5 protein-coding genes are annotated in these 11,045 nt (G+C 45.3%); 2 read left to right on the top strand and 3 right to left on the bottom strand.

Annotation, left to right across the window (positions count from 1 at the left end; genetic code table 11):
* Positions 1 to 3 precede the first annotated feature (3 nt).
* Complete coding sequence (locus tag DX130_RS25310) at positions 4 to 3,189, bottom strand: glycoside hydrolase family 78 protein (RefSeq protein WP_116050109.1); 3,186 nt, start codon at positions 3,187 to 3,189, stop codon at positions 4 to 6.
* 348 nt (positions 3,190 to 3,537) lie between these two features.
* Here DX130_RS25310 and DX130_RS25305 point away from each other — a divergent pair, with 348 nt between their 5' ends.
* Together DX130_RS25305 and DX130_RS25300 are read left to right on the top strand one after the other, a co-directional pair.
* Positions 3,538 to 5,013 (top strand): MBOAT family O-acyltransferase, encoded by a 1,476-nt coding sequence (locus tag DX130_RS25305; protein ID WP_116050107.1) that lies wholly within the window; start codon positions 3,538 to 3,540, stop codon positions 5,011 to 5,013.
* A gap of 15 nt (positions 5,014 to 5,028) precedes the next feature.
* A complete protein-coding gene (locus DX130_RS25300; RefSeq protein WP_116050106.1) occupies positions 5,029 to 6,111 on the top strand; it encodes a hypothetical protein in 1,083 nt (360 codons plus the stop codon).
* A 279-nt stretch (positions 6,112 to 6,390) separates the two neighbouring features.
* Here the strand turns inward: DX130_RS25300 and spoIIE are convergent, their stop codons facing one another.
* A complete protein-coding gene (spoIIE, locus tag DX130_RS25295; protein ID WP_116050104.1) occupies positions 6,391 to 8,865 on the bottom strand; it encodes a stage II sporulation protein E in 2,475 nt (824 codons plus the stop codon).
* Positions 8,866 to 10,454: 1,589 nt separating this feature from the next.
* Complete coding sequence (locus tag DX130_RS25290) at positions 10,455 to 10,955, bottom strand: S1 domain-containing RNA-binding protein (RefSeq protein WP_116050103.1); 501 nt, start codon at positions 10,953 to 10,955, stop codon at positions 10,455 to 10,457.
* Positions 10,956 to 11,045: the final 90 nt, after the last annotated feature.

The raw sequence follows: 11,045 nt of genomic DNA, 5'->3' as shown, positions 1-11,045 counted from the left end.
TCCTTAGTTCTTTTGAGTAGTTGTTTTGCCTGTGATATTCCCATTCGCATCATACTGGTAGACCGTCTCATATTGAATGGCCAACTTTTTCAGTATGAAAGAATACGGCGCTGTCGCGCTGAAATGACCATCTACACCAAACACCTTGACGTAATACGTGTTGCCTTTCGTTACTTGATAAAGCACGTTTTCGGCAGCTCCAACACCTTGAATACCTGCTGCCAACAGGTTCATATTACTGTCGTATATATGCACATCGTAGTTTTTTCCGACAGGTACGTTTAGTGTAAAGATATCTACACCGTTGGAAGAAGCTACATACTTGAAGAAATCAATGTCCGTGCTTGTATCTATGACCGTCGAATAAGTTTGGTTATAGTTAATTGCGAATGCCTGCGCAGGTGTATTATTGGGCTCAAACGATGCTGGCAGAATCAGATTTCTAACCCCCGGCTCTGACCATTCCATTCCGTCTTTGGCTAATATTCTAAAGCTCCAAGCCCCATTCGCAAGCGGTACAGTTGTAAAAGTAGTTGCATTGCCAGCAAGTGGTCCTGAATCATATCCGACAGTCTGCCAATTATCTTGGGAGCCCATAATGCGGTATTCGGTTTGAACTTGTCCCTCGCTATCTGTATACGTCCAAGTAAACTGTGGAGAGTTAGTCGTTAAAGTAGCTCCATTCGTATACGAGGTCACATTAACAAGGGGTAAACCATTTATTTTGATATAACTGCGAGCCGAATACGCTGATTCCGTACCGACGTTATCCTTCACTCTTACTTGCCAGTTGTACGTACTTTTTCTTGTAAGAAGACCCGATGGAACGGTATAAGCAGTCGTGGATGACTGAACCCAGCCGCTGTCATGCAGGAGTGTTGTTCCACTGAACAAGCGAACCTGATACTGAGATTGGAAGCTTCCTGTACCTGAGTGGGAGAATGTCCAGTTCAAAACAGGAGTAGTACTTGCCGCCAGCATAGGCGTTGCAGAATTCGTACTTCCCGGTGTTAAGCCTGTCGGTTGATTAGGAACCTGATGAATAATGAATACATTATCGCTTTCGTCCCATGCTCCGTATAACTGCCCATTGTACGAGCGAATACGCACTTTGGCATTAAAGGATTGTGGAACTGGCGTAAAGTTATACGAATATGATGTCACTCCAGGAGCCGTAAGAGCCACAATATCAACCCAAGTTGCCCCCGCGTCTGTCGAAACTTGAATATGATAGCGGAGGTTCGATTTGGTGGTTTCGATTGAGATATTCAGATCATCTGTCAGAGATTCTGTATAGTTTCCCGTTCCTGATTTTACAACCATAGAACCAACCGTTCTTAAAGATACATTTGTAGTAAATTCTATCGGGAAGGAATTCTTCATATTGGCAGTACCAAAAACAATCGCATATGTTGTGTTGGATGATAACACATCATTAAAATTAGCAGTATGTACGCCTATGCTATTTACAGGTACGTTAACTGTTTTAAGAGGCCCTCCCGTTGGTATACCACCCGAAGTTGCATATAAATGTACAGGCAAGTCCCCGCTAGTTGAAAATCCACCTATAGTAAAATTTACTTTAGTCAGAAGCTCCTGCCCTGTTGTTCCCGTGGTAAATGTTTGTCCCACTTGCTGTTGACCAGAAGGATGCTGATAAGAATATCTTGGACCTAAAAAATCATAAATATCTTTTGAAGGAAGCCATGTAATCGTTTGTTCTCCAGTCCAAACCTCTCCCCCATTTGGCGATACTACTGTGGGCGCAGTTGGGGGCTGGGTATACACTAATTGCAAGTAAGGTCGGGTTGACACAGTATAAGCATTAAAATTCGCGTAAGATATTGTCTCGTAATTAAAGGCATCCCTAGCCAAAAAACCATAGTTCGGAGAAGTTCCGTTTGTCCATTCCTTAATGACACTGGTTATATCAAATGTTTCCCAATTGATGAATCCTTTACTAATTTCTTTACTAGAAAATTTATTTGGATCGATTCGGGGTACTTTTGAAAAGCTTGTCACTTGGGATGCAGTCCAGGGCTCTAATATTTTTAATAGTTCAATTCTGGAGTTGTGCACTCTCTGTCCATGTCTATACATGTTCAATGTAGCATGATAAATAGTTCCTACACTTTCAAAATTAAATTGCATCAAATATTGATAAGTACGAATTCTGTCTCCGCCAATTAAAAGAGAAGAGGATGTACTATTATCTTTGTATGAAGATTCAGAGTCTACATATGTACTCTGGTACGTCATTTGAGAAGATATAATATTAACCGTCGGATCAATTGCAATCGGATAAACCAGTTCCGACACGTCAACCGTCAAGTCTACATAAGTTTGTCCGTTTTCTTCGTTAATGACCTGATCCACATCACGAGTTGTGCCATTGGCATCAATCAGCCAGGCCGGCTGCAATTCAAAGGTCTTGGAGCCTGCAAGATCGCCCTCTACCTTAAACCGGAATGTAGTAGGCGCTTGCTCATCTTTTAAATAGATCGTTTCTTTAATACCATTCTCTATCACTTCCAGCTCTACATCGGCGCTTGTCCAAACATCGCTATATAACATTTTATTGTCGAAAACTTCTCCTCTGGCACTCGAAGCATCAAGCGGAATAAAGGTTAACGACTCAGAACCTTTCCCAATGGTGTATCCTTTGGCGATGCGTTTTGGCAGTTTAACATCGAATGGAACTTTCAATGCTCTCAAGTCAGTTTCAGATTTATCCACTCTGATCCGCGCGCTTGCCGAAAAAGACTTTAGCGTCTCCGCGCTTTCACGCGAGATAGAGGAATCATTTGCGTCAATCTCCGCTTCGTCCGTCAGGCTTGTATCGATATTTCTCCAAGTACCTGTCTCGTCTAAATAGTGCTGATCGGTAAACGTTACTCTTGCCATATAAGTGTTATCTGACAATAAGTAATGCTTGCTATTAGAAGTCCTTAGATTAACAACTTCTCCTAGAACCGTCTCCCCATACTCGTTTGCACTTTCTATAACATCTGTGGGAGCTGCCTCCAAGACGGGGCTATTGTCATTGATAATTCCCTCTGAATCTTGAAGCATTGGCGTTTGTTCTTGAATGATCTCTTTTTCTTCTGCAGAGATTGATGCTGGAACACCAATTCCAAGGATCAAGCAAAAGCAGAGAATAAATACTAAACTTTTTTTGAGTTTTTTCATCTCGTTTTCCTCCTGGCTAGATTTTTATGTATTCGTTGATATAATAAACTGATTCAAAAATCATTCCTCTCTTTCTATAATTTAGATATTTTGGAACAACAAAATTAATTATATTCATTGCGTGTATTTCCGTATATAGCTATTTCTTTCTCCCTAATTCCCCAAAATTAAAAGCCCCCACGATTAGAACGGAGGCTCGATTAACCTATGATTCGACAAACTCTAACATAAATTTCTTGATAAAACATCATATGGATTCGTATAATAGCTATATTGTTCAAATAAACAGATAGAGTACGTCACTCATTCCATGGACTGCCGGGCATCTACCTACAGGAGCGTAAGGACATGTTGTTTAACTCGCCCCACTTCATCTTTCTATATCTGCCTTTTGTATTCATAACCTACTTCTTGCTCAATGCTTGGACAGCCACCCAGCGCTACTCCAAGCCGTGGCTAGTAGTCTGTTCATTATTTTTTTATGGCTGGTGGAACCCGGCATACCTGCCCCTAATACTCTTATCCATTTTAGCCAACTATATCGTTGGAAGATATCTGATCTCTCATAAGTCGAGGCCAGCACTACTTGCTGGTATTGTCTTTAATTTAGGCTTGCTCGGATATTTCAAATACCTCGATTTTATCTTGTCCAATGTGAACAGTCTTTTTTCAGCCAACCTTCCTCTTATGAATATAGCTCTGCCGCTAGCGATCAGCTTCTATACCTTTCAACAAATCAGCTATATCATCGACTGCTACAACGGCAAGGTCAAGGAGCAGAGTTTAATCAATTACTCATTGTTTGTCACGTTTTTCCCTCAGCTTGTTGCCGGACCCATTGTTCATCATCGCCAAATGATGCCTCAATTCCTGCAGCCTGCCCACCACCAAATTAACTATGAGAACATCTCATTAGGCATTTACATATTTTCAATCGGATTATTTAAGAAAGTCATCCTTGCCGATCAATTCTCTACGACTGTGGCAAGCGGCATGGGTGTCTTGGACTCCATCACATTTTTTGATGCATGGATTGTGGCTTTGTCCTATACCTTTCAATTGTATTTTGACTTCAGTGGCTACTCGGACATGGCTGTAGGCTTAGGTTTGTTATTTAACATTAGGATACCTATTAACTTCAACTCTCCTTATAAAGCAACTAACTTACAGGAAGTTATGTCCAGATGGCATATTACGTTAACCCGTTTCTTATACGATTACGTATATATCCCTGTTAACCGCAAACTATCCAGAAGCGCATTTATGACAAAAACGCTTAGGCTCAAAACAGAGTGGATAACGAGTCTGTCCTTGGTTCTGTTGTTCTTAATCAGCGGTATTTGGCATGGGGCAGGCTGGAATTTTATAATATGGGGCTTGCTGATTGGAATTGGGATTATCGTGTATCGGCTATGGAGAAAGACCAATATTCGATTGCCGAAGGCAATCGCTTGGGGTATTACGTTTGCTTATGTAAATGTTATTTTGGTCTTTTTCAAAGTATCATCCGTAAACGAGGCACTTACATTCATTAAAGCGATGTTTGGGGTTAATGGAGCCATTCTACCCGAACGATTATTTTCCTTCTTACAGCCTCTCGAACAATTAGGGATCGTTTTTGGCCCATCTGATGTTCCTGGGAAGGATAAGGCCCTTATCTATATCGTGCTTGGATTCATTCTGATTCTAGGATTTAAGAACACATCAGAGAAAGCTGCCACGTTCAAGCCTACCTTGATTACGGCTATCTTTATTGTTCTTATTTTCTTATATGCTGTGATGGATATGAATAAAATGTCGGAGTTCTTATATTTTAATTTCTAAGCGAGGGTTACTATAGTGTATAAGAAATGGGCGTTAACTGTAATCGGTGCAATTGTGTTCTTACTCGTATGCTCAGCGACCGTAAGCTACATCGTTGATCCGTACGGGATCTATCCGGTCACTAGAAAAAGCTTCAATGAACATAAAATCGGTAATAGAGATCCTTATTTAGTTAAGACTTACAATAGCAGAGACTACCAGCCAGAGACGATTGTGCTTGGCACATCCAGAGCTATGCGTTTGGATCCCCCACTCATTGAACAAATAACAGGTGAATCCACCTATAACTTAGGGCTATCAGCATCTAATTCATACATTCAATTCTCACATGTGGAGTCTCTGTTAAAGCGCAAAAACAACTTGAAAACCATTATTATCGGATTAGATTTTGAAACTTTTGATATCGAATATAAAACTCATGTCAATTTTGCAGAGAAGAGGGTTGCTTCCCCTTTCTACTATTTTCAAGATATTGCTTCAACACTGCTAACAAAAAAATCGCTGCTGGATAGCTATTATGTTCTTTACGATAATGTTAAAAACAGAGACAAGTATACCAAAAGCAGTACTCTCGATGATGGCAGTTTTAATGCCGAAATTAAGCTTAGATCAGAGGTAAGCGTCAACGATTTAAAAAGAATTGCCATACAATACGAGGTTTCTCTTAACAGCATAGAGTATATTAAGAAAATTCAGGATCTCTGCAACGAACAGGACATTCAGCTTTACCTGTACATTAGCCCGATTCACGCTATTATTTTGGAGACATTTTGGCAGATGGACCAATGGCCCGTCTATGAAGACTGGAAGCGTCAACTTGTGTCGATCGCTCCAATCTGGGATTTCTCTGGTTACCATGATATTTCGATGAGCTCGCTTAACCACGATACGTACTATGATGATTTATCCCACTTCTCCAAGGAAACGGGAAATCTAATGGTATACCGAATGTTAGGGAGCGAGGACTATGCCCCTCCATGGTTCGGGGTACAGATAACACCGGATAATATTGAGGAACACCTTCAGAAATTAAGGGAGTCCCGAAGTCAATGGGATTATAGAGATACGGATATGCAAGAGCTAATTCAAGATTATTAAGGCTTGGCTATAGAGACTCCATATCGGTAAACAAAGCATGAAATACGCGCACCTCTCCAAAGCCCAGCAGATCTGTCTCGATGTCTGGAACAATGCTGCTACATGCGGAGTGACTTAACTCATATAAAAACCCCTCTGATAAACAACGGTCATGTCCATCCTATCAGATGAACGATTCACGTTGTCTATCAAGAGGGGCTAGCTTCATGCATTTAATGCTAGCTGATAATATCCGTGCCTCCCTAGCTCATGATTCAATCACAGCTTGTCCTCTCTCCGTCAACTCACCGTCCTCGGGCGCTCCATTCGCGTCACTCCGGGCCAGCGGAAGGAAGCCCACTCCGGCAAGTGCTTGTCCACACGGGCAACAAGTACGGTCATATCGTCTACTATGTCTCCATCATGATAACGCACGACCGTTTCCAGCAGCGTATCTGCGATCTCCTGCGGATCGTCTGTTTCCATCTCGCTAATAATGCGCTTCATCCACATCTCCTTATTGACCGCATGGCCAGGGGCATCGTAGATGCCATCGCTCATCATGACAAGCGTATCCCCAGGGTGTAATTGCATCGATACGAAGTCGACATCAATATCCTGAATTATGCCGATCGGCAAATTATTAGCTGTTACCGGAATAACCTCCTTGCCGCGCTTGATAAAGCTTGGAGTAGAGCCGATCTTCATGAACGTCGTATGCGCCGTATAAAGATCGACAATAGCGAGATCGACCGTCGCATACATCTCCTCGGAGGAGCGAAGCAGCAGCACGGAGTTGACCGACTTTACGGCCAGCTTCTCATCCATGCCAGACTGAAGCAGCTGCTGCAAAATCGACAGCGCTGCGCTGCTCTCCTGTCGCGCCCGCTCTCCATTGCCCATTCCATCGCTAATCGCCACTGCAAACTTGCCATTGCCCAGTTCCACCAGACTGAAGCTGTCTCCCGATAGCAAATCTCCGCCCTTGGCCGCTCCGGCCACTCCTGTCTCTATCTCGTATTGCTTTGCCGAGCCGAACGTCACCATGGTCGGCTCGCCATGCTTAGCTGGCGGCACCTCCAGCTTCACCGCAATATGCTCACCAAGAATGTCACTCAGCAACGGCGCAATAATTTTACGACACTCATCAAATCCCCTTTCGAACGAATGGTATACCTCAATCTCCACGTTCCCCTCCTCCAAGTTAACGATATCGACACCTTGAATGGACAATCCCAGCCCTTCTACCGCCTCTCTTATTTGTTCTTCTTGCAAGTGCAGCGTCTGACCCTCCCTCTTAATCTCCTTGGACAAATCCTCCATGACCTGCGATACGCCCAGCAATTGGTCTGCCACCAATTGACGTGAATCCAAAATTTGCTTTTTCCAATGCTTGTTGTTCTGATGCAGCTCATATTGATGCTTCATAACCGTCAGCACCTGCGTAGATTTTACGCAATGAGCCCCCCAAGTGCGCGGCTGTTCCTTAGTCGCCGGAATCCGGTTCTCTTCTACGGTCGTCATCATATCGGTCATCATTTTATACGTATGGAAGAACTTATCATCCCAGCAAGCCTTTTGCCGATGACAGCTAGCACAGCTCCGCTCCGCAACGGCATTCATGAAATGACCGATCTCCTCCTCGCGCTTCACCTCCGCTACATTTTGATTCAATTGACCGAAGCTTCGGGAGAGTTGACGGAATACATCAGAGAATTGGGACACCCGCTCCGCCGTCACTTCACGTACCCGCTTCGCATATTCATGCTGCGACTTCACATGCTCATTCGTACCAGGCACATATCGGGCGATTGTCCGAATGACACCTCGCGGTGTTAACAGCAGAAGTGTGGCAGCTGCAACGGATTCCCACGTGGAGCTCATCACATCCGCCCCTGTGCCAATATAGATCGATAGAATGGAGGTTCCCAGCAATAGGCCAAATGCTGCCGCCATCTTCCCTCCATCCCGAAGCAATCCCGCAAGCAGCCCTGCAAAAGCCAGCATACTCATCTGTACAAGCGCACTGAAGTCCGCCAAGCTTAAGATCAGCCCTCCGACAACACCTACAGACGCACCCAGCGGCGCTCCTCCGGCCATTGCGAACAGGAGAATCATATATCGGGACATCACATGCTCCGCCGACATGCCGTATACGATCCATCCTACGGCTCCCGTCATGACTGAGGCCAGCAAGATCATGACACAAATAATTTCCTCATGCTTAAGCGCTGCCGACTTCTTGGTCATGGTGAGCACCGGTATCGCATGAATGAATACGAGCGTCAATACGAACGCAAGCGCCGCTTCCACAACGACAAGCATAAAGCTGTACCAGCTCAACGTATCTCCGATGAAGACACTGAACATCTGAACGAGCAGCGTTGCGATAAAGACGAGAATAGGTGCGGTTGACAGCTCAGCCTTCTCGTAAGCTTCAAGTCCCTTCATAAGCAGAAATAATACTGCGATCTCCATTGCGATCCATAGCGGTGCAGGATCTACAGCGAACCAGCTTCCCGCTACTAAGGAGATGGCCACCCAACCATAAATATCCCTTCTCATAAAATATAAGACGGCAAAATAAGCGACGGCAAAAGGCATCAGCGACTCCAAAATGACGGCTCGTCCAAGCAAAAATGCGATAGCGACAAGCAGTATGGTCCACTTCTTGGCGAGAAGCATGCTTACCGCCCCCTTGACGGCACGCATATCCTTCCCTTTCTGTACGGCTGTTTGAAACCATCCCGCTCGCTTTAGCGCCGGGATTCCCATCACGCTTTCCTTCTTCACTACTTGACACCACCAATCCGGGTTTGTTGTGTTTCCCATTATAGGAGCTTGTCTGTATGAAGTTTGTCACTTAACGTAATATGCTCAAAAGTTTTTTCCGACAAAATGGCAGGCCCCCGCAGTCATTGTCACGTCAGTGTCAATCGTAGGCCCCTGCTGACTTTGGTCGCTGTTCACGCTGTTCGCCAGTGTGTTCTCCTTCAACAAAAAAGACAGATAACGCTTCCAATCTATTAGCGAATGGACGCGATAACCTGTCGGGATTAGAGGAGGATGGAAGAAAAGTATTTTTTTCGAATAGGAATATCGCCCAAACCGACTTCGGAGAGGCCGCACTCGACAGGTATTGAGCAATTGCCTAGCGCTATGCCCCCTGCTGACAGCATCTGGCGTTCGTCGAAGGCTCTGCGAGAGGCAAAGCGGCCGTGTCGAACTTCTACAAACTCTCAAGTGAGCCACTAAGTTGATCTCATCGTCCTATTTCAACCGTTGCACCTGCTTCGGGCCTGTAGGTCGTTCTCATCGTCCTATTCCAACCGTTGCACCTGCTTTCGAGCCTGTAGGTCGATCTCATCGACTTATTTCAACCGTTGCACCTGCTTTCGTACCTGTAGGTCGATCTCATCGTCCTATTTCATCCTTTGCACCTGCTTTCGTACCTGTAGGTCGATCTCATCGTCCTATTCCAAGCGTTGCACCTGCTTTCGAGCCTGTAGGTCGATCTCATCGTCCTATTTCAACCGTTGCACCTGCTTTCGTACCTGTAGGTCGATCTCATCGACTTATTTCAACCGTTTCACCTGCTTTCGAGCCTGTAGGTCGATCTCATCGACTTATTTCAACCGTTGCACCTGCTTTCGAGCCTGTTGGTCGTTCTCATCGACCTATTCCAACCGTTGCACCTGCTTTCGGGCCTATAGGTCGATCTCATCGTCCTATCCCAACCATTGCACCTGCTTCGGGCCTGTAGGTCGATCTCATCGACTTATTTCAACCGTTGCACCTGCTTTCGAGCCTGTAGGTCGATCTCATCGTCCTATTCCAACCCGCTGCACCTGCTTTCGGGCCTATAGGTCGATCTCATCGACTTATTTCAACCGTTGCACCTGCTTTCGTACCTGTAGGTCGATCTCATCGACTTATTTCAACCGTTTCACCTGCTTTCGTACCTGTAGGTCGATCTCATCGTCCTATTCCAACCGTTGCACCTGCTTTCGCGCCTGTAAGTCGTTCTCATCGACCTATTCCAACCGTTGCACCTGCTTTCTTACCTGTTGGTCGTTCTCATCTATTCCAACCGTTGCACTGCTTTCGCTCGTATAGGTCGATCTCATGGACCTGTAGACGCCAGAAGATATGCATCTGAATCGCATCTGTCCCCCCAATAAGCCACTGCGCCGCTGCCGCCCCCCCCAGCCCACATGCAAGCACTCCAGCCGATCATACCTATCATTCAATTCTGGATAGCAGCCTCCAGCCCCGGCACAGGCACAATAAAAAAACGCCACAATAAAAAAAGCAGGACCGCGTAGGTCCTGCCTGATCTATTGGATAGTAAGTAACATTATCGATTATACTCGCTTGGCGCCGCGTCCGCCGCGTTTGCCTTCGGTGTTCTTCTTCAGGGAAGAGATGCGCTCTTCGCTATCTTTCAAGAAGCGAGACATTTTATCCTCGAATGACGGTTTGCCGTAGGACGGTCTGCCAGCCGATTGCTTGTTGAAGGGACGTCCGCCTCGGTCTTGGCCTCCGCGGTTGAATCGTTCTCCGCCTCCAGGTCCTCCGCCTGCGCCCGTACGCTCGCGTTGCGGTGGTGGTGGCTGATGGCCTTCTGGCCGGTCAATAGCTTGCTTAATGGAGAGTCCGATCTTTCCGTCCTTATCTACGTTGATCACTTTGACCTTCACGACATCGTCGATCTTCAGATGATCCTTAACGTCCTTGACGTAGTTATCGGCAATCTCTGAAATGTGAACAAGACCCGTGACACCTCCCGACAAGTCGACAAATGCCCCAAAATGCGTGATTCCCGTCACTTTTCCTTCTAACTTGGCGCCCACTTCAATTGCCATAAAATAAAATGTTCCTCTCTCAAAGTTTTGTGATAATTCAATTGCCCGATCTAGCGAGCATGATTCGAACAAAACTTATTTCGTCATTAA

The organism is Paenibacillus paeoniae (assembly GCF_003388735.1).
Taxonomy (GTDB): domain Bacteria; phylum Bacillota; class Bacilli; order Paenibacillales; family Paenibacillaceae; genus Pristimantibacillus; species Pristimantibacillus paeoniae.
The sequence above is the reverse complement of the archived record's forward strand: the minus strand, read 5'-3'. Positions and strand labels throughout refer to the sequence as shown.